Annotated in this window: 22 protein-coding genes; 14 read left to right on the forward strand and 8 right to left on the reverse strand. The window is 70.6% G+C overall.

The window, feature by feature from the left end; all coding sequences use genetic code 11:
- The first annotated feature begins 2 nt into the window (after positions 1-2).
- The 5 genes from JWQ91_RS01235 (at position 3) to JWQ91_RS01255 (ending at position 5,929) form a co-directional block, all read left to right on the forward strand.
- The gene (locus tag JWQ91_RS01235; protein ID WP_297779715.1) at positions 3-1,268 is read left to right on the forward strand and encodes a cysteine desulfurase; all 1,266 of its coding nucleotides are present in this window, start codon (positions 3-5) and stop codon (positions 1,266-1,268) included.
- Between the two features lie 2 nt (positions 1,269-1,270).
- A complete protein-coding gene (gene sufU / locus JWQ91_RS01240; protein ID WP_297779718.1) occupies positions 1,271-1,735 on the forward strand; it encodes a Fe-S cluster assembly sulfur transfer protein SufU in 465 nt (154 codons plus the stop codon).
- Positions 1,732-2,121, forward strand: a complete 390-nt coding sequence (locus tag JWQ91_RS01245; protein ID WP_297779720.1) for a metal-sulfur cluster assembly factor — start codon at positions 1,732-1,734, stop codon at positions 2,119-2,121. Before sufU ends, JWQ91_RS01245 begins: the two co-directional genes overlap by 4 nt.
- Before the next feature lie 137 nt (positions 2,122-2,258).
- Positions 2,259-4,037, forward strand: a complete 1,779-nt coding sequence (locus JWQ91_RS01250) for a glycoside hydrolase family 16 protein (RefSeq protein ID WP_297779723.1) — start codon at positions 2,259-2,261, stop codon at positions 4,035-4,037.
- 293 nt (positions 4,038-4,330) lie between these two features.
- Complete coding sequence (locus JWQ91_RS01255; protein WP_297779725.1) at positions 4,331-5,929, forward strand: ABC-F family ATP-binding cassette domain-containing protein; 1,599 nt, start codon at positions 4,331-4,333, stop codon at positions 5,927-5,929.
- Positions 5,930-5,935: 6 nt separating this feature from the next.
- Here the strand turns inward: JWQ91_RS01255 and JWQ91_RS01260 are convergent, their stop codons facing one another.
- Positions 5,936-6,715: an SURF1 family protein gene (locus tag JWQ91_RS01260; RefSeq protein WP_297779728.1), complete on the reverse strand. Its 780-nt coding sequence runs from the start codon at positions 6,713-6,715 to the stop codon at positions 5,936-5,938.
- 71 nt (positions 6,716-6,786) lie between these two features.
- On the opposite strand from JWQ91_RS01260, the gene moaA reads away from it, so the two are divergent.
- Positions 6,787-7,773: a GTP 3',8-cyclase MoaA gene (moaA, locus tag JWQ91_RS01265; RefSeq protein ID WP_297779731.1), complete on the forward strand. Its 987-nt coding sequence runs from the start codon at positions 6,787-6,789 to the stop codon at positions 7,771-7,773.
- A gap of 90 nt (positions 7,774-7,863) precedes the next feature.
- On the opposite strand, the gene JWQ91_RS01270 is transcribed toward moaA, so the two are convergent.
- Both JWQ91_RS01270 and JWQ91_RS01275 read right to left on the reverse strand, forming a co-directional pair.
- Positions 7,864-8,067, reverse strand: a complete 204-nt coding sequence (locus JWQ91_RS01270; protein WP_297779733.1) for an acetone carboxylase — start codon at positions 8,065-8,067, stop codon at positions 7,864-7,866.
- Entirely contained in the window at positions 8,060-8,401 is a 342-nt protein-coding gene (locus tag JWQ91_RS01275; RefSeq protein WP_297779735.1) for a DUF3099 domain-containing protein, read from the reverse strand. The genes JWQ91_RS01270 and JWQ91_RS01275 overlap by 8 nt, the downstream gene beginning before the upstream one ends.
- A 91-nt stretch (positions 8,402-8,492) precedes the next feature.
- On the opposite strand from JWQ91_RS01275, the gene JWQ91_RS01280 reads away from it, so the two are divergent.
- Complete coding sequence (locus tag JWQ91_RS01280; RefSeq protein ID WP_297779736.1) at positions 8,493-8,708, forward strand: dodecin; 216 nt, start codon at positions 8,493-8,495, stop codon at positions 8,706-8,708.
- A 4-nt stretch (positions 8,709-8,712) separates the two neighbouring features.
- Here JWQ91_RS01280 and JWQ91_RS01285 read toward each other — a convergent pair whose 3' ends face one another.
- The gene (locus tag JWQ91_RS01285) at positions 8,713-9,912 is read right to left on the reverse strand and encodes an MFS transporter (RefSeq protein ID WP_297779737.1); all 1,200 of its coding nucleotides are present in this window, start codon (positions 9,910-9,912) and stop codon (positions 8,713-8,715) included.
- Between the two features lie 87 nt (positions 9,913-9,999).
- Here JWQ91_RS01285 and JWQ91_RS01290 point away from each other — a divergent pair, with 87 nt between their 5' ends.
- A complete protein-coding gene (locus JWQ91_RS01290; protein ID WP_297779740.1) occupies positions 10,000-10,311 on the forward strand; it encodes a metalloregulator ArsR/SmtB family transcription factor in 312 nt (103 codons plus the stop codon).
- 36 nt (positions 10,312-10,347) lie between these two features.
- On the opposite strand, the gene serB is transcribed toward JWQ91_RS01290, so the two are convergent.
- Entirely contained in the window at positions 10,348-11,553 is a 1,206-nt protein-coding gene (gene serB, locus JWQ91_RS01295; protein WP_297779742.1) for a phosphoserine phosphatase SerB, read from the reverse strand.
- A gap of 80 nt (positions 11,554-11,633) precedes the next feature.
- Between serB and JWQ91_RS01300 the strand changes: the two genes are divergently transcribed.
- From JWQ91_RS01300 to JWQ91_RS01315, 4 genes are all read left to right on the forward strand, one after another.
- On the forward strand, positions 11,634-12,443 hold the full coding sequence (locus JWQ91_RS01300) for an ABC transporter ATP-binding protein (protein ID WP_297779746.1): 810 nt from the start codon (positions 11,634-11,636) through the stop codon (positions 12,441-12,443).
- A 41-nt stretch (positions 12,444-12,484) separates the two neighbouring features.
- Positions 12,485-12,934 (forward strand): NfeD family protein, encoded by a 450-nt coding sequence (locus JWQ91_RS01305; protein WP_297779748.1) that lies wholly within the window; start codon positions 12,485-12,487, stop codon positions 12,932-12,934.
- Positions 12,934-14,040: an SPFH domain-containing protein gene (locus JWQ91_RS01310; RefSeq protein WP_297779751.1), complete on the forward strand. Its 1,107-nt coding sequence runs from the start codon at positions 12,934-12,936 to the stop codon at positions 14,038-14,040. Before JWQ91_RS01305 ends, JWQ91_RS01310 begins: the two co-directional genes overlap by 1 nt.
- Before the next feature lie 150 nt (positions 14,041-14,190).
- Entirely contained in the window at positions 14,191-14,964 is a 774-nt protein-coding gene (locus JWQ91_RS01315) for a lytic transglycosylase domain-containing protein (RefSeq protein ID WP_297779753.1), read from the forward strand.
- A gap of 12 nt (positions 14,965-14,976) precedes the next feature.
- On the opposite strand, the gene JWQ91_RS01320 is transcribed toward JWQ91_RS01315, so the two are convergent.
- Positions 14,977-15,504, reverse strand: a complete 528-nt coding sequence (locus JWQ91_RS01320) for a YbhB/YbcL family Raf kinase inhibitor-like protein (RefSeq protein ID WP_297779756.1) — start codon at positions 15,502-15,504, stop codon at positions 14,977-14,979.
- An 18-nt stretch (positions 15,505-15,522) separates the two neighbouring features.
- Here JWQ91_RS01320 and JWQ91_RS01325 point away from each other — a divergent pair, with 18 nt between their 5' ends.
- Entirely contained in the window at positions 15,523-16,326 is an 804-nt protein-coding gene (locus JWQ91_RS01325; protein WP_297779758.1) for an RNA methyltransferase, read from the forward strand.
- Here the strand turns inward: JWQ91_RS01325 and JWQ91_RS01330 are convergent.
- Together JWQ91_RS01330 and def are read right to left on the reverse strand one after the other, a co-directional pair.
- Entirely contained in the window at positions 16,323-17,186 is an 864-nt protein-coding gene (locus tag JWQ91_RS01330; RefSeq protein WP_297779761.1) for a DUF5343 domain-containing protein, read from the reverse strand. The genes JWQ91_RS01325 and JWQ91_RS01330 overlap by 4 nt on opposite strands.
- A 134-nt stretch (positions 17,187-17,320) precedes the next feature.
- The gene (gene def, locus JWQ91_RS01335) at positions 17,321-17,932 is read right to left on the reverse strand and encodes a peptide deformylase (RefSeq protein ID WP_297779763.1); all 612 of its coding nucleotides are present in this window, start codon (positions 17,930-17,932) and stop codon (positions 17,321-17,323) included.
- A 176-nt stretch (positions 17,933-18,108) separates the two neighbouring features.
- Here def and JWQ91_RS01340 point away from each other — a divergent pair.
- The coding region (locus tag JWQ91_RS01340; protein ID WP_297779766.1) for an acyl-CoA dehydrogenase family protein at positions 18,109-19,091 on the forward strand (983 nt) is incomplete at its 3' end.

The following is a 19,091-nucleotide window of genomic DNA, read 5'->3' on the forward strand; positions in this document are numbered from 1 at the left end:
GCATGACCGCGGTGCTGCCCGGGACGGCCACGGGCTTCGACGTCGAGGCCGTGCGCCGGGACTTCCCGGTGCTCGAGCGCATCGTCAACGGGCACCCGCTCGTGTACCTCGACAACGCGTCGAGCTCGCACAAGCCGGTGCAGGTCGTCGACGCCGAGCGCGACTTCGTGCTGAACCACTACAGCAACGTCCACCGCGGGGTGCACACGCTCTCGCAGGAGGCGACCGACGGCTACGAGGCGGCCCGCACCACCATCGCCTCGTTCATCGGCGCGCCGCACGACGAGATCGTGTTCACCAAGAACGCGACCGAGGCCTACAACCTCGTGGCGTACTCGTTCGGCAACGCTCAGGCAGGCTCCCGCTTCCACCTCGGCCCCGGCGACGAGGTCGTCGTCACCGAGATGGAGCACCACTCCAACCTCGTGCCGTGGCAGATGCTCTGCGAGCGCACCGGCGCCACGCTGAAGTGGTTCGGGCTGACCGACGACGGCCGCCTCGACCTCGACACCGACCCGATCACCGAGCGCACCAAGGTCGTCGCGTTCGTCCACCAGAGCAACATCCTGGGGACGGTCAACCCGGTCGCCGAGATCGTCCGGCGGGCCAAGGCGGTGGGCGCGCTCACGCTGCTCGACGCCGCCCAGTCCGTCCCGCACATGCCGGTCGACGTGCGCGAGCTCGACGTCGACTACCTGGTCTTCACCGGGCACAAGCTGCTGGGCCCGTCCGGGGTCGGCGTGCTCTGGGGCAAGAAGGACCTGCTCGACGCCATGCCGCCGTTCCTCGGGGGCGGCTCGATGATCGAGGTCGTGCGGATGGGCGGCTCGACCTACGCCCCCGCGCCGGAGCGCTTCGAGGCCGGCACCCCGGTGATCAGCCAGGCCGTCGGCCTCGCCGCCGCCTGCGACTACCTGTCCGCGATCGGGCTGGAGAGGGTCGCGCAGCACGAGGCCGCGCTGACGGCCCGGCTGCTCGAGGGCCTGCGCACCGTGTCCGGCGTCCGCGTCATCGGCCCGGACACCACCGAGGCGCGCGGCAGCGCGGTCAGCTTCACCGTCGAGGGCGTCCACCCCCACGACGTCGGCCAGTCCCTGGACGACCTCGGCATCGCTGTCCGGGTCGGTCACCACTGCGCCGCCCCGGTCTGCAAGCGCTACGGCGTCCCGGCCACCGCCCGCGCCTCGACCTACCTGTACAACACCGCGGCAGAGATCGACCGCCTGGTGGAAGGCCTGGAGCAGGTCAAGACGTTCTGGAAGGTGTGAGCGTGCAGACCGAGTCCATGTACTCCGAGATCATCCAGGACCACTACCGCAACCCCCGGCACAAGGGCCTGCGCGAGGGTGCGGTCGAGGTGCACCACGTCAACCCCACCTGCGGCGACGAGGTCACCCTGCGCGTCCAGGTCGAGGACGGCGTCGTCACCGACGTCTCCTACGACGGCGAGGGCTGCTCGATCAGCCAGGCCTCGACGTCGGTCATGACCGAGCTGGTCATCGGCAAGAGCGTCGACGAGGCGCTCGCCGTCCACGCCGTGTTCCTGGAGCTCATGCAGAGCCGCGGCACGATGGAGCCCGACGAGGACGTCCTGGAGGACGGCATCGCCTTCGCGGGCGTCAGCAAGTACCCGGCGCGCGTGAAGTGCGCGCTGCTGGGCTGGATGGCCTGGAAGGACGCGGTCTCGCAGGCCCTCGTCACCACCCACACACCAACCACGGGAGATCCCGCATGACCGACACCACATCCACCGACCAGGGCACGCCGGACCACTCCGACCTCCCCGAGGTCCCGACCGCGCCGACCGGTGCGACGACGACCGAGGACGTGCTCGAGGCCATGAAGGACGTCGTCGACCCCGAGCTCGGGATCAACGTCGTCGATCTCGGACTCGTCTACGGCGCCGAGGTCGACGAGCACAGCAATACCGTGCTGTCGATGACGCTGACGTCCGCCGCCTGCCCGCTGACCGACGTCATCGAGGACCAGACCCGTGCGGCGCTCGACGGCATCGTCAACGACTTCCGCATCGAGTGGGTCTGGATGCCGCCGTGGGGCCCGGACAAGATCACCGACGACGGCCGCGAGATGCTGCGCGCCCTCGGCTTCAACATCGGCTGAATTCCGGCCCGCCAGCCCCCAATAAGGGCTAAGGTCCCTTAGAAGAGGGACTTTGGACCATCGCCGGGGAGGGCGTGCGGTCCATGGTGGCGGCGTGCGCCGTGGAGTCCCTCGACCAACCGGAGAGGGAGCCCCACATGTTGTCTGCCATGCGCTGGCGCGGACCAGCACGATCCGTCGCAGCAGTCGTCGTCCTGTCGATCGTGTTCGCGAGCCTCGGCTCGACACCGGCCACGGCGGCCGAGCCGGATCCGCCGTTGCTGGAGGGGTCGACGACCCTGACGCAGGAGGAGACCGTCACGGTCACCGAGACCGCGACGGTCGACGGCTACGAAGGCCACGGCACCGCGTCCGCCACCGCGTCGGCCACCGCGACCGGCACTGCGCGCGCGGCCACGTGGTGGGAGGTCAACTACTGGTCGATCATGGACGCGTACGAGAAGGCGTCCGCGGCCGCGAAGGCCAAGGCCGACGCCGAGGCCCGGCCGATCGCCAAGCAGCGCGCTGAGGACGACGCCCGCGCCAAGGCTGCCGCGGGCCCCGTGCTGCTGGAGTGGTCGACGACCTGGACGCAGGAGGAGACCGTCACGGTCGACGAGACGGCGACGGTCGACGGCTTCGAGGGTCGCGGCTCGGCGACCGCCACCGCGTCGGCCACCGCGACCGGCACGGCCAAGGCCGAGACATGGTGGGAGCTCAACTACTACGCCGTGATGGACGCCTACGAGAAGGCGTCCGCGGCCGCGAAGGCCAAGGCCGACGCCGAGGCCCGACCGATCGCCAAGCAGCGGGCCGAGGACGACGCCCGCGCCAAGGCCGCCGCGGGCCCCGTGCTGCTGGAGTGGTCGACGACATGGACGCAGGAGGAGACCGTGACGGTCACCGAGTCCGCTACCGTCGACGGCTTCGAGGGCTACGGGACGGCGACCGCCACCGCGTCGGCCACCGCGACCGGCACGGCCAAGGCGGCGACGCAGTGGGAGCTCTACTACTACGCCACGATGGACGCGTACGAGAAGGCGTCGGCCGAGGCGAAGTCCACGGCCGATGCCGAGGCGCGGGCCCTGGCGCTGCAGCGGGCGCAGGCCGCCGCGCAGGCCAAGGCCGATGCCGTGCCGGATCCCGAGGAGCCGGCGACCGGTCCGAGCTGCGGACCGGCGGTGCTGAAGTCCGACGGCACGCCGTGGACCTGCACCCTCGCCGACGAGTTCCGCGGCACGGCGCTCGACACCGACACGTGGTCGCCGGTCGAGACCGCGACGTCACGCTTCACGTACGGCGACTGCCTGGTCCCCGACAACGTCAAGGTCCAGGACGGCACGCTGCGCCTCACGACCAGGAAGCTGTCCGCCCCGGTCACGTGCGAGCACCCCGACGAGGCCTTCGACACGAGCTACACGTCAGGGTCGGTCACGAGCCTCTACAAGTTCTCCCAGACGTACGGCCGGTTCGAGATCCGCGCGGCGATGCCGACGACCAGCGGCGCGGGACTGCACTCGGCGCTGTGGCTCGTGCCGGACGTGCCGACGTACTACGGCGGGTGGCCGCGGTCGGGGGAGATCGACATCGCGGAGTTCTACTCCGGCCATGCCGACCGGCTGATCCCGGCGTTGCACTACGAATCGTCCTCGCCCTGGAACGAGCGCACCAACAACGAGTGCAAGGTCTACAAACCGACCGCGTTCCACACGTACGCCGTGGAGTGGACCGAGCAGAAGCTCACGATCTCGATCGACGGGACGACGTGCCTCGAGCACGCCATCAACCCCGCGGTCCTGACCGGCAGCGCCCCGTTCGACCGTCCGTTCAACATCAACCTGACGCAGATGCTGGGCTTCGGCGACAACGCGCTGCCCGCCGGTGCGGACATCGACCCCGCCACGATGCAGGTCGACTACGTCCACGTCTGGAAGTGACGCACGCTGACGCGTGGGTTACACCTGCTGACGCGTGGGTTAGGGACGGTGACGCGTGGGTTGCGCCCGCCGATGATCGGGCGCAACCCACGCATCAGGGGGCGCAACCCACGCGTCAGCAGGCGCAACCCACGCGTCAGCGGGGTGTGGGGAAGAACACCGGGCCCGGCCGGCTTCTGATGGGGGACTATCGGAGTCGGGGCCCTAGACTCGTCGGGTGGCCTTTCATCAGCGGGAATGACGTCGACGCGATGTCGTCGACCCCTTCGCTCACCCTGATCTGAAAGATTCCCATGCTCACCGTCTCCAATGTGGAGCTGCGCTTCGGCGCGCGTGTCCTGATGTCCGATGTCTCCTTCCGCGTCGACAAGGGCGACAAGGTCGGCCTCGTCGGCCGCAACGGTGCGGGCAAGACGACCCTGACCCGCATGCTGTCCGGTGACGGCCAGCCCGCCCAGGGCTCGATCACGTCGACCGGCAAGATCGGCTACCTCCCGCAGGACCCCAAGTCCGGTGACCTGGCGACGACGGCACGCGACCGCATCCTCGGTGCCCGCGGCCTCGACGAGGCCCTCACCGCGATGCGCAAGGCTGAGATCGACATGGGCTCGCCCGACCCGGCGATCGCCGAGAAGGCCATGAAGGCCTACACCCGCGCCGACACGCTGTTCGGCGCCGGCGGTGGGTACGCCGCGGAGTCCGAGGCCGCGACGATCTCGCACGCGCTGGGCCTGCCCGACCGCGTGCTGGAGCAGCCACTGTCGACCCTGTCGGGCGGTCAGCGCCGCCGCATCGAGCTTGCGCGCATCCTGTTCTCCGACGCCGACACGCTGCTGCTGGACGAGCCGACCAACCACCTGGACGTCGACTCCGTCACCTGGCTGCGCGGCTTCCTCAAGAGCTTCAGCGGCGGCGTGGTGATCATCAGCCACGATGTCGAGCTGATCGAGGAGACCGTCAACAAGGTCCTCTACCTCGACGCCAACCGGTCGACGATCGACATCTACAACATGGGCTGGAAGTCGTACGTCAAGCAGCGCGAGGCCGACGAGGCCCGCCGCCGGCGTGAGCGGACGCTCGCGGTCAAGAAGGCCGACGCTCTCACCAGCCAGGCCAACAAGTTCCGCGCCAAGGCGTCCAAGGCGTCGACCGCCCAGCAGATGCTGCGCCGCGCCGAGCAGCTCGTCTCCGGCCTGGAGGGCGAGCGGGTGCAGGACAAGGTCGCGAACATCAAGTTCCCGAAGCCCGCCCCGTGCGGCAAGACGCCGCTCATGGCCGAGGGACTCTCCAAGTCGTACGGCTCGCTCGAGATCTTCACGGGCGTCGACCTCGCGATCGACAAGGGCAGCCGGGTCGTCATCCTGGGCTTCAACGGCGCCGGCAAGACGACCTTGCTGCGCATGCTGGCGGGAACGCTCGAGAGCGACTCCGGCGAGATCATGCCGGGCCACGGGCTCAAGGTCGGCTACTTCGCACAGGAGCACGAGACGCTCGACACCTCGCGGACGGTCCTGGAGAACATGCAGGCCACGGCGCCGCTGCTGACCGACACCGAGGCGCGCAGCGTCCTGGGCTCGTTCCTGTTCAGCGGCGACGACACCTCCAAGCCCGCCGGCGTGCTGTCGGGCGGCGAGAAGACCCGGCTGGCCCTCGCGAGCCTGATCGTGTCCAGCGCCAATGTCCTGCTGCTCGACGAGCCGACCAACAACCTGGACCCGGCCTCCCGCGAGGAGGTGCTGCGCGCCATCCGCAACTACGAGGGCGCCATCGTGCTGGTCTCGCACGACGAAGGTGCCGTGCGGGCGCTCGAGCCCGATCGGGTGCTGCTGCTGCCCGACGGCGACGAGGACCTGTGGTCCGAGTCCTACCTCGACCTCGTCACGATGGCCTGAGCCGAGCTAGGGCGCGACCGGCACGTCGGGCTTCTGGGCGAAGCCGTCGATGCGGGTCGGGGCCCGGCGCTCCTTGGCCTCGACGCGGGCGAACCAGACGTAGCCGACGACCGCGAGCAGGGCGAAGAACCACCACTGCAGCGCGTAGAAGAAGTGCGGTCCCTGGCCCAGCTCGGGCTTCGGTTCGACAGCCAGCGCGTCGCCGGCGGACGGGACCTGCTTCTGCAGGTTGAGGTAGCCGCGGCGCAGGTCGTAGGGCACCGAGTCCGCCATGCCGATGCTCGAGACGGCCCGCACCTGTCCGTCGACGGGCTTGACCGCGTCGTCCCCGGCGCCGTTGTCCTGGCGGAGCCAGCCCTCGACCGTCACGGTGCCGCTGGGGGCGGCGGGGACGTCGGGCTTCGTCACGTTGTTGGCGGTCGCGATCCAGCCCCGGTCGACCAGCACGGCATCGCCCGACGCCAGCACGAGCGGTGTCACGACGTCAGCGCCGGGAGCACCGTCACGCGTCGTGAACTTGACCGTGACCTGGTGCTGTTCGTCGTACGTCCCGACGGCCGTCACCCGGGTCCACTCGGTCCCATCGTCGACCTTCTGACCTGCTGGAAGGGCCGCGGTCAGGTCGACCGGGGCGGCGGCGAAGTGCTTCGTGATGACCTGGTTGCGGTCGAGTCGCGCGTCCAGCTTGTGGATCTGCCAGAACCCGAGCCGCGTGCACACCCCGGCGAGCACCAGGACGAAGAGCAGGAAGCCCAACCACCGCGCGCTGAGCAGGAACCGGAACACACCCTTGACGGTAGTTGTCCGCGCCAAGCATGAGTGAGCCGGGTTGGCCCCGCGCACCTAGGATGGGGAACATGGAGCTGATCGACAAGCACGGGCGCGTGGCCACGGACCTGCGCGTCTCGTTGACCGATCGCTGCAACCTGAGATGTCAGTACTGCATGCCGGCGGAGGGCCTCGACTGGCTCCCGACCGACCAGACCCTGACCGACGACGAGCTGATGCGGCTGATCTCGATCGGCGTCGAGCTGCTGGGCATCCGGGACGTGCGGTTCACCGGGGGAGAGCCGCTGCTGCGACGCAGCCTGCCGGCGATCGTCGCGGCCACCAAGGCGCTGCCGTCACGTCCCCGGACGGCGATGACGTCCAACGGGCTGGGCCTCAAGCACACTGCGGCTGCGCTGGCCGCCGCCGGGCTCGACCGGGTCAACATCAGCCTCGACACGACCGATCCCGAGACGTTCCTCAAGATCACCCGCCGGGACCGGCTCAAGGACGTCATCGACGGACTCGCCGCGGCGCAGGAGGCCGGCCTCGTCCCGGTCAAGGTCAACGCGGTCCTGCTCCGCGGGATCAACGATCTCGAGGCCCCGGACCTGCTCCGCTGGTGCCTCAAGCACGACTATGAGCTGCGGTTCATCGAGCAGATGCCGCTCGACGCCCAGCACGGCTGGAACCGTGAGGCCATGGTCACCGCCGACGAGACCCTGGCCCTGCTGGGCGAGCACTTCCGGCTCACGCCGATGGACGGTCGCGGCTCGGCACCGGCCGAGAAGTTTCTCGTCGACGACGGCCCGCACACCGTCGGCATCATCGGCTCGGTGACCAAGCCGTTCTGCGGCGACTGCAACCGCGTACGCCTGACGGCCGACGGCCAGATCATGAACTGCCTGTTCGCCCGCGAGGAGTCCGATCTCCGCGCGTCCCTGCGTGGTGGGGCGTCGGACGTCGAGATCGCCCAGCGGTGGGCGGCGGCCATGATGATGAAGCTGCCGGGTCACGGGATCGACGACCCGACGTTCCTGCAGTCCGACCGGCCTATGTCGGCCATCGGCGGCTAGCAGGTCTTCCCGTGGTCGGGCGGTGCGACAGTCGCCCCATGCCGCCGGGATGGGCGATTCGCGCACCGCCCACCGGGGAGGTGCGACGGGTCAGCCCGCGGGCTCCTCGACCGGCACGGTCTCCTTCCAGAACCCACGGGCCCCGAGGAACGCCCGCAGGGACTCCTCGTGGTCGTCGCACGCCAGCCAGATCTTGCGGCGGTCGGGCGTGTGGAGCTTGGGGTTGTTCCACAGCAGCTGGTGCCGTGCCTCGGCCGAGCACCCCTTGGCCGAGCAGATCAGCGGGTCAGGCACCGTTGAGCGGGGGGTTGCGGGGCGCCTCGAGCTGCTTGCCGGGCTCGGGCCCGAACGGCGACGGCCCGGAGCCCTTCCTGCGGACGCCGGCGTTGGCCACGACGACCGCGATGTAGGGCAGGAAGATCGCGCCGGCGAACAGCAGCCAGCCCAGCGCGCGCCACGGCATGGGCTGCATCACGAGCACGACACCGCCGAGGAAGCACAGCGTGCGGACACCCATCGAGAGTGCGTAGCGCTTCTCGCGACGCACGCGGTCCTCGGTCTGGGACTCGGCGGCCGAGGTGATCGAGAAGACCTGCTGCTCACGGGGCTTGCGGGCGTCTTGGGGCACGCTCCCAGCCTACGCCCGTGGGACGAGCCCGCCGAACGAAAGGTGGCGACCCGTGGACCCATCGCGGGCGCCGACGCCGTAGCCTCGGGGCATGACTGATCGCACATACCGCATCACCGAGATCGTGGGCACCTCCCCGGACGGTGTCACCGAGGCTGTCGACAACGGCATCAAGCGCGCCACGCAGACCCTGCGCCACCTCGACTGGTTCGAGGTCACGGGGATCCGCGGGCAGATCACCGACACCGAGGTTTCCCATTACCAGGTGACGATGAAGATCGGCTTCCGCCTCGAGGACGACGAGTAGGCCGCTAGTCCTTCGAGCCGAACGTCCGCAGCAGCGCGGCGCCGCCGGACAGCGCGACGACCAGGCCGCCGTAGATGAACGTCGTGGTGGCCAGCCCGAGGTGCGGTGAGGCGATGCCCGCCGCGACCGCCGGGATGCCGAAGGCGAGATAGCTCACGGCGAAGACCGCGGCGAACAGCTCGCCGCGCTCGTGCGGCGCGGCGGCCGGCGTGATCGACCGCATGATGCCGAGGAACGACGCGCCGAAGCCCGACCCGGCGACGACCGCGGCGGCGATGAACCACCAGTACGATCCGGCGGCGAGCGCCACGAGCGTCAGGGTCGTGCCGATGGCGAGCGCCGTGGTGCCGAAGATCGTCGTGCGCCTGGCCGACTGGTCCCGGAAGGCGAAGCACGCGAGCGCGCCGATGCCGGTCAGCACCGTCACGACCAGGCCTTGCTGCAGATGGTTGCTGCGACCCAGCTCCCGGGCGACGATCGGCGCGCCCAGCGACAGGTAGAGCCCGCCGGTCGCCCAGCCGGCGAACAGCGCCGGGGCGCTGCGGAGGAAGGGGGCCCGGGCGGTGGCCGGGATGCCGACGCGCGGCGTCAGCGAGCGCACCAGCCCCTCGCGCCGCTCGGACGTCTCTGGCAGCAGCCAGATCGCCGCCGCCAGCAGGACGTAGACGGCGGTCAGGCCGCCGAACACCTCGGCCAGTGCCGATGAGGTGTACTCCAGCAGCGCGCCGGCGACCACGGCTCCGACGGCCAGCCCGGCCAGGGGGCTGATGCTGTTGAGCGTCGCGGCGGAGCCCGGACGATCGGCGGGCTCCAGGTCGACGACGGCGGCCGACAGCGAGGACATCAGCAGCCCGGTCGCGATGCCCTGCACGACGCGGGCCGTGAACAGCAGCGGGACGCTGTCGGCGTGCCAGAAGACGACCATGCTGATGGCGAGCAGGACGAATCCCGCGGACACCACGGGCCGCCGGCCGATGTGGTCGGACAGCGAGCCGGTGAGCAGGAGCGCGACCAGGAGCGCCACGGCGTACACCGCGAAGATCCCGGTGAGCGTCGCGGCCGAGAAGCCGAGCTCCTGCTGCAGGACGGGGTAGAACGGTGAGGGCGCGCTGGCGCCGATCATCATCGCGACGACGGCGGCGAGGGCCAGGGCGAAGCCCGGGACACGGCGGGTGCGAAGGGGTGCGGCGGCGACGGTGACCATGGATCCTCGGAACGTGGTTGGTTCGAAAAGATTGGAACTCACAGCACGCTACTGGGGTTCGGTCCATCGTTCAAGTATTCTCGAACCATGACGACAGTCACGAACCTCCCGCACCCCGACATCGGCGACGTCCAGCTGACCGAGGTGCTCTTCGCGCTGAGCGACCCGGCGAGGCTCGAGATCGTCCGGGAGCTGGCCGACGGACCGCTGACGATGGCCGAGTGCGGGGCGACGAACCCTGATCTGCCCAAGTCGACCAAGTCGCACCTCATGAAGGTCCTGCGCGAGGCCGGCATCGTCCGCAACGAGCCGGACGGACGCCGACGGGTCCTGACGCTGCGCAAGGACGAGCTCGACCAGGCCTTCCCCGGCCTGCTGGACTCGATCCTCGGCCCCTGAGAACACCGGAGGCGCAGGGGCGCCGACCGCCGAGGCTCAGTCGGCGGCGTCGGCCGCCTCGACCTCTTCGCGGGTGATGCCGAGCAGGTAGATGATCGCGTCGAGGTAGGGCACGTTGACCGACGTCCTGGCCTGGTCGCGCACGAGGGGCTTGGCGTTGAACGCGATCCCGAGGCCCGACGCCGCCAGCATGTCGAGGTCGTTGGCACCGTCCCCGATCGCGACGGTGTTCTTGACCGGGATCCGGGCCTCCTCGGCGAACTGCCGCAGCGCCGTCGCCTTGCCCGCCCGGTCGACGACCCGCCCGGCGATGCGGCCCGTCAGCCGGCCCTCGGCGACCTCGAGCTCGTTGGCGGCGTAGTAGTCGATGCCGAGCTCCGCGGCAATCCGCTCGATGATCTGCGTGAACCCACCGCTCACCAGGGCGAACCGGTAGCCGAGCCGCTTGAGCGTACGGATCATGGTCCGGGCGCCCGGTGCGTACGTCAGCGAGTCGTAGACCGCGTCGAGGGCGGACACCTCGACGCCGGCGAGCAGCGCCACCCGGGCGGTCAGTGACTCGCCGAAGTCGAGCTCGCCCCGCATGGCCGACTCGGTGATGCGGGCGACCTCCGCCTCGCAGCCGGCGTGGGCCGCGATCATCTCGATGACCTCGCCCTGGATCAGCGTGGAGTCGACGTCCATCACGACGAGGCGCTGGGCGTGGCGCAGGATCCCGTTCTCCTGCACCGCGACGTCGACGCCCTGCTCGTACGCCACGGCGGCGAGATCGGACTGCAGCTGGTCGGGATCGGCGCCCGACACCTCCATGCGGATCGCGGTGACGGGGTAGCGGGCCATCCGGACGATGCGGTCGATGTTGCCGCCGTCGTCCTTGATGCGCTGGGCCAGGGCCGCCATCGCGGCCGGACGCAACGGTGCGCCGAGCACCACGACCTGGGCCCGGCCGACCCGGCGCGCCCGGTTGTCGCCGGTGCCGTGCTCGACCGCGACCTCGAGCCCGAACGCCTCGCCGACCGCGTGGACCGCGGTCTCCAGGTCGGCGACGTCGACCGGCACGGTCAGCAGGGCGCTCAGGATCAGGCGCCCGCGGACGACGAGCTGCTCGACGTCGATGACCTCGACGCCGAACGGCGCGAGGTCGGCGAACAGGCGCGTCGTCACGCCGCTCTGGTCGGGCCCCGTGAGGGTGACCAGGACGGTGGGGTCGTTGAAGTGTGAGGTTGGCACGGGATCAGTCATCGCACCCGAGGCTATCGCTGACCCGCTGGCGGCTCGCGATAGGTTGACACCACCGCAACGACCGATGTCCTGGAGGGTGCATGTCTGCTGCTTTCGAGCTGTCGAAGGTGAGCGTGGTGCGTCCCGGCAAGGTCCTGCTGGACGACGTGAGCTGGACCGTCTCCGAGGGGGAGCGCTGGGTCGTGCTCGGGCCCAACGGTGCCGGCAAGACGACGCTGCTGCAGATCGTCGGCGCGTCGTTGCACCCGACCCGCGGCAAGGTCCGGATCCTGGGGGAGCGGCTGGGCAGGGTCGACATCTTCGAGCTCCGCACCCGCATCGGACACACCAGCACCGCGGTCGCCGACCGCATCCCGCCGGCCGAGTCGGTCCGCGACACGATCCTGTCCGCCGCCTACGCCGTGACGGGCCGCTGGCAGGAGGAGTACGACGACGAGGACCACGCCCGCGCGGACCAGATGATGGGCGAGCTGGGCATCAAGTCGCTCGCCGGACGGACGTTCGGCACGCTGTCCGAGGGGGAGCGCAAGCGCGTGCTGATCGCCCGCGCCCTGATGACCGATCCCGAGCTGCTGCTCCTGGACGAGCCCGGCGCCGGGCTGGACCTGGGTGCCCGTGAGGACCTGATCGGCAGCCTCGAGATGCTGTCGGAGGACGACGACTCACCGGTCCTCGTGATGGTGTCGCACCATGTCGAGGAGATCCCGGTCGGCTTCACCCACGTGCTGCTGCTGCGCGACGGCCGGGTCGTCGCGCAGGGACCCATCGAGACCACACTGACCGCCGCCGCCCTCAGCACGACGTTCAACCAGCGCATCCAGCTGGACCGTGAGGGTGGACGCTACGCGGCGCGTCGGGCAGCATACGGACACCGTGCCGACCACGGCTGACATGACCAGCTGAATGACCACGGCTGAATGACAGGGGAGTCATGATCGACTGGATCCAGGACCATGCGGCGGCGAGCTTTCTCGGTCTGGCGGTCGTTCTCGCGCTGGTCGAGCTCGTGAGCCTCGACCTGGTGCTGCTGATGTTCGCCGTCGGCGCCGTCGCCGCGGCGATCGTGGTGGCGACCGGCGGGCCGATGTGGCTCGGGATCGCGGTCCTCGCGATCGTCTCCCTCCTGCTGCTGTTCGTCGTCCGCCCGTCGATCGTGGCGAAGCTGCACGGCGGGCCCACCCTCACGACGGGTCACGCGACGCTGGTCGGCCGTGACGCCGTCGTGGTCGAGCCGGTCGACCGTCGCGGCGGGCGCATCCAGCTCGCCGGGGAGCTGTGGTCGGCCCGCGCGGCCGACGACAGCACGTACGACACCGGCGCCGAAGTCCTCGTCACCCGGATCGACGGCGCCACCGCCGTCGTCACTTCCAAGGAGAACTGATGTCCGCAGCACTGATCGTGCTCATCCTGCTCGCCGTCCTGGCGATCGTGGTCGTCTCGATGACGGTCAAGATCATCCCCCAGGCGCGATCGGGGATCGTCGAACGATTCGGCAAGTACCGCACGACCCTGTCGGCAGGCCTCAACATCGTGATGCCGTTCATCGACAAGGTCCGCTACGTCATCGACCTGCGGGAGCAGGTCGTCTCGTTCCCGCCGCAGCCGGTCATCACCGAGGACAACCTCGTGGTCTCGATCGACACGGTCATCTACTTCCAGGTGACCGACCCCGTCGCGGCGACGTACGAGATCGCCAACTACATCCAGGCCATCGAGCAGCTCACGATGACGACGCTGCGCAACATCACGGGTGGCATGTCGCTGGAGCACGCCCTGACGAGCCGCGACCAGATCAACTCCGGCCTGCGCGGTGAGCTCGACTCCGCGACCGGCAAGTGGGGCATCCGCGTCAACCGGGTCGAGCTCAAGGGCATCGACCCGCCGCCGTCGATCATCGACGCGATGGAGCAGCAGATGCGGGCCGAGCGCAACAAGCGCGCGGCGATCCTGACCGCCGAGGGTGAGCGCCAGTCCGCGATCCTCACGGCCGAGGGCCAGAAGCAGTCCGCGATCTTGACCGCCGAGGGCGAGCGCCAGGCGCAGATCCTCACCGCGCAGGCCGACCGGCAGGCACAGATCCTCCGCGCGCAGGGCGAGGCACAGGCCATCCAGACCGTCTTCCAGGCGATCCACGACGGCAACCCCGACCAGAAGCTGCTGTCCTACCAGTACCTTCAGATGCTGCCGAAGATCGCCGAGGGCCACAACGCCACGACGTGGATCATCCCGGCGGAGCTGACCAAGGCGCTGGGCACCCTCGGCGGCACGCTGGGCAGCATCCCGGTCGACGGCGGGGGGAGCAAGACCCGCATCGACTTCGACGCGCCGATCGAGGACGACGACCAGGGCGACACCGCCGCGACCACCGAGGCGGTCCAGGAGGCGCTCGACGCCGCCAAGGCCGCCGAGAACCCCGCGACGACGAGCACCGAGGCACCCACGCCGCCGGAGGCGCCCGAGGGACCGCCGGCCCCTCCCGCTCCCTAGTCGACGAGACCCCGCTCGCATGCCCCGCCCGGACCTCCGGGCGGGGCATCGTCGTTCGCCGGTGCGGTGCCCAGCCCGGGGCTACCATCGGCAGGGTGACGCGCCGCACGCCGCACGATGCCCGGGACGCCGATCACGCAGGTGGTCGCCGTGGCTGAGCGCGGCCGCTCCGGCCTCGTCGCCACGGCCTGTGGGGTGCTGGTCGCGGCGGGCCTCCTCGCCGTCACGGTCTATGCCGCGAGCCGCACCGACACCTCGCTGCCGACGACGGCGCCGACCGCCGCCGATGCCCTCCCGGCCACGACGACCGAGCCCGCACGCCCGGCCGCCGAGGCCGTCAGGCCGGCTCCGTCACGCACCCGCGAGCGGGCCGTCGCGGGTGACTGGATCACGCGGACGTCCCGCTCGACGGGCATCGGGCCGGTCGCCCTCAAGGCGTACGGGGCGGCCGCCCTGCGCCTCGCGGACGAGCAGCCGAGCTGCCGGCTCGGCTGGACCACGCTCGCCGGCATCGGGGCGATCGAGTCGGGCCACGGCACGACGGGGGGCAGGGCCCTGCGGGTCGACGGCACGACGTCGCGGCGGATCGTCGGACCCGCCCTGGACGGCACCGCGGGCACGATCGCGATCCCGTCCGACACGGACTCGGTCCGGTGGCACGGCGACACGGCGTGGGACCACGCCGTCGGGCCGATGCAGTTCATCCCGTCGACATGGCGCAAGTGGGGCTCGGACGGCAACGGCGACGGCGTCGAGGACCCCAACAACGTGTTCGACGCCGCCTACGCCGCCGCCCGCTACCTCTGCGCCTCGGGCGGGGACCTCACGACGGGTGAGGGGTGGAGCCGGGCGGTGTTCTCCTACAACCACTCCGAGGCGTATGTCCGCGCGGTCCTGGCCAGGGCCAACGACTACGCCGGCTGAGCCCGGCCCGGCTCAGTGGGCGTAGGTGCCGTGGACGATCGCGCGGCCCAACGTCTTGAAGGCCAGGTTGAAGCTCACGACCGCGGGGGAGGCCGACGCGTCGACGCCGAGGTTCTCCTCGCCGACAGCGTGTACGACGAAGAAGTAGCGGTGGGGCTGGTCGCCGGCCGGGGGAGCGGCCCCCGTGAAGTCGTACGAGCCCATGTCGTTGCGGACGTGGAACCCGCCTCCGGGGAGCCCGTCGTCGGACGCGCCGGCACCGGCCGGGAGCTTCGTGACGTCGGCGGGAATGTCGACCGCGACCCAGTGCCAGAAGCCGGACGGCGTCGGGGCGTCGGGGTCGAAGCAGGTCACGACGTACGACTTGGTGCCCTCGGGGGCGCCGCTCCAGCTCAGCTGGGGTGACGTGTTACCGCCGTCGCCCACCTGGTCGTCCTTGAGGGGTGCGCCGTTGGTGACGTCGTCGCTGGTCACGGTGAAGGAAGCGACGGCGGGGAGGAGGTCGTAGGGATCGGGTGTGACGGGTCGGTCGAGGGTCATGCGAACTACGCTAGCCGGGTGGCCCAGATCGTACGACTCGACGACCTCGACGACCCCCGACTCCGTGACTACGTCGACCTCCGAGACGTCCAGCTCCGGCTGCGGCTCGAGTCCGAGCGCGGGCTGTTCCTCGCGGAGGGGGAGAAGGTCGTCCGTCGAGCGGTCGAGTCGGGCCACGCGCCCCGGTCGTTCCTGATGTCGCCCAAGTGGCTGGAGTCGCTGGCCGACGTCCTCGACGCCTCCGACGCTCCGTGCTTCGTGCTCGACGACGCCGCCATCGAGCGCCTGACGGGCTTCCACGTCCACCGGGGGGCCCTGGCGGCCCTGGAGCGTCCGGACCTGCCGTCACCCGCCGAGGTGCTCGCCGCCGCCCGGCGCGTGGTCGTGGTCGAGGACCTCGCGGACCACACCAACGTCGGCGCGATCTTCCGCAGCGTCGCGGCCCTCGGGTTCGATGCGGTGCTGCTGTCGCCGCGGTGCGCCGACCCGCTCTACCGCCGCGCCATCAAGGTGTCGATGGGCTCGGTGTTCTGGCTGCCCTACGCCCGGGTCGAGGACTGGTACGGCGCTCCCGAGCTGCTGCGGGAGGCGGGCTACACGACGTACGCCATGACGCTGGCCGACGACTCGGTCGCGCTCGATGTGGTGCCGCGCGACGTCGAGCGGCTCGCGCTGGTCGTCGGGTCCGAGGGACATGGGCTCAGTGCCCGGTGGGAGCAGTCCGCGGACCATCGCGTCACGATCCCGATGGCGGCGGACATCGATTCGCTCAACGTCGCGTCGTCGGTCGCCGTGGCGTGCTGGGAGCTGAGGCCCCGCTAGGTCGCCGGGCCGTCGGTCAGCTCGGCCGAGATGGTCAGGATCGCGCTGAGGTACTCCGCGGTGGCGGCCCGGTCCGGCTCGTCGGGCAGGGGCTGCGCAGCGTCGTCCCGCTGCCGGAGCAGCTCCTCGATGCGGGTCCTGGCCTCGGCAGGGACGAGGGCGTGCTCGACCAGGATCGCGACGAGGTCGCGGCCCTGCACGGCGCGCATGAGGTCCGCCAGGGGCGTCGGCCCGGTCGAGCCCCGGCGCAGGATCGCGAAGTCGTCCGTCGCGAGGTGGGCGAACGCCAGGGCCGCATAGCTGTTCCACGCCGAGACGATCGCGGGTCGCAGGAGATCGTGGTGCAGGCACTGCCGGGCCACGTCGAACTCCCGGACGGACAGCTGCAGCAGCATGCTGACGTCCTGGATCACCTCGCGGCGCGGGCGGGCGGACTCGCTCGGGGTCGAGCCGGGCCCGGACACCGCGAGGTCGCTGAGCTTGCGGAACGTCGCGACGACGAGGTGCGCCGTCTCCGGGTCGTCGGTCTGCACGACCTCGGCCAGGGTCTCGTCGTCGACCTGGGCGTCGTCGTCGACACGGGCCGCGAGATCGGGATACGTGCTGCGCTCGGCGGCGAGCAGGACCGAGTTGGGGTCCTCGGAGTCGCGATAGGCGAGCCAGGACTCGGTGGGGGTGCCGTCGGGCGTCAGGAAGCCGAACGCCGTCAGGAACGCCGTGGTGTCGGCGGCGGCGTCGGCCGTGAACCCGTTGGCCTCCAGGTGCGCGGCCGTCACGGTGTGCGGCGTCGTGCCGCGGCGCACGAGGCGCAGGGCGCGCTTGAGCGACTCGACGTCCTGCACGTGCGGCAGGTCTGTCATGTCCGTCCCTCTCGTAGCCGGGCCCATCCTGTGCCCGGAAATCTATCGCTGTCCGGGCTCATCGCCCGGCAGCTCGGCAGCATGTCTCGCGCCGAGTGGTCGGCCCGAGGGACTCGCGCCGTCGCCCCGGTGGGCTAGCGCTCGATGACGGCGTCGTCGACGATGATCGTGACGGGCCAGTCGTCGGGATAGCCGTCGGCGAGCTCCTGGTGCTGCTTGTAGAGCTTCTTGCGGGCGCGCTCGGGCACCCGGTCGCCGAAGACCGTGCCGAACAGGTGGTCGGTCTCGTGCTGCAGGCAGCGCGCCAGCAGGCCCGTGCCGCGGAACTCGACCGGCTCGCCGTTCTCGTCGACGCCGGTGACGTGGGCCTGGTCAGGACGGGCGCACCCGGTGAACGCGCCGGGGAGGGACAGGCAGCCCTCGTCGTCGTCCTCGAGATGGCGGTCCCTGCCCTCGGGGAGCTGCAGCACGGGGTTGCACACGACGCCGGTGACCTGCTCGTGATCGTCGTCGGGGCAGTCGAACACGAACACCTTGAGGTCGACGCCGACCTGGTTGGCCGCGAGGCCGACCCCCTTGGCGGCGTACATCGTGGCGACCATGTCGCGGACCAGCGTCCGGAGCTCGTCGTCGAAGACCGTGACGTCGGCGAGCTCGCGGTGCATGACCGGGGTGCCCCAACGCGTGATGGGACGGACAGTGCCGCCGCTGGGAAGCGGTCGGGACTGCGAGGGGGTGGTGGGCACGGTCGCTGGGCTCCTCTGCTCAGGTTGCCACTAGGTTAACCAGCCACGGCGGGGCTCGTTGCCCTGGTCCCGCGACACTCCGTCGGATACCATGAGTATGCGAAAGTGCAACTGATAGTTACACTTGATCGTAGTGGAGGGCACCCGCCTCCCACCCGTTTCCCCGAGGAGTTCCTGTGGCCAGTCGCCGAGATCCCATGGGCATCGGTCTGGCGGTGCTCAACCGCATCGCCAGCTCGCCGACCATCGACAAGCTCAAGCTGCGCAAGACGACCGAGAAGGCCGTCTACGAGGGGGCCCGGAGCGGCTTCCGCGTCGCCGGCGCGACGGGCCGCGCGTTCCGGCGGGTCAAGGGCTCGGGCCGTCCCGCCCGCCTGGCGCGTACGTCCGACAGTGGCGTGTTCGACCTCAGCCCGACCGACGACCAGGAGATGATCGTCGGCGTCATCCGGGAGTTCGCCGCCGAGGTCCTGCGCCCCGGTGCCAGCGAGGCCGAGGACGTCAACGACACACCCAAGGAGGTCCTCGGGCAGACCAGCGAGTTCGGCCTGACCCTCCTCAACATCCCGGAGAGCCTCGGCGGCCTCTCGGAGGACCGCTCGGCCGTCACCGGCGTGCTGGTCACGGAGGCCCTCGCCGAGGGTGACATGGGGCAGGCCGTCGCGTGCCTGGCGCCGGCCGCGGTGGCCACCGCGATCTCGCTGTGGGGCTCCGACGAGCAGCAGCAGACGTACCTCCCGGCCTTCGCCGGCGACGACATCCCCTCGGCGGCCCTGGCGGTCGCGGAGCCCCGTGCCCTGTTCGACCCGTTCGAGCTGGCGACGACCGCCACGCGTACCGGCGAGGGACTCGTGCTCAACGGCGTCAAGTCCGGCGTCGTGCGCGGGTCCGAGGCCGAGCTGTTCATCGTGGCCGTCGACCTGGAGGGCAGACCGACACTGGTGATCGTCGAGTCCAGCACCCCGGGGGTCTCGATCGAGGCCGATCCCAGCATGGGCCTGCGGGCCGCCGGCCTGAGCCGTCTGGTGCTGGCCGACGTCACGATCCCCGTCGACGCGATCCTCGGCGACGGCACCGACGACGACTACCGCGAGTGCATCCGCCTCTCGCGCCTGGCATGGGCGGCACTGGCCCTCGGCACCGGCAGGGCGGTGCTGGA

The organism is Aeromicrobium sp., assembly GCF_025965075.1.
Classification (GTDB): Bacteria; Actinomycetota; Actinomycetes; order Propionibacteriales; family Nocardioidaceae; genus Aeromicrobium.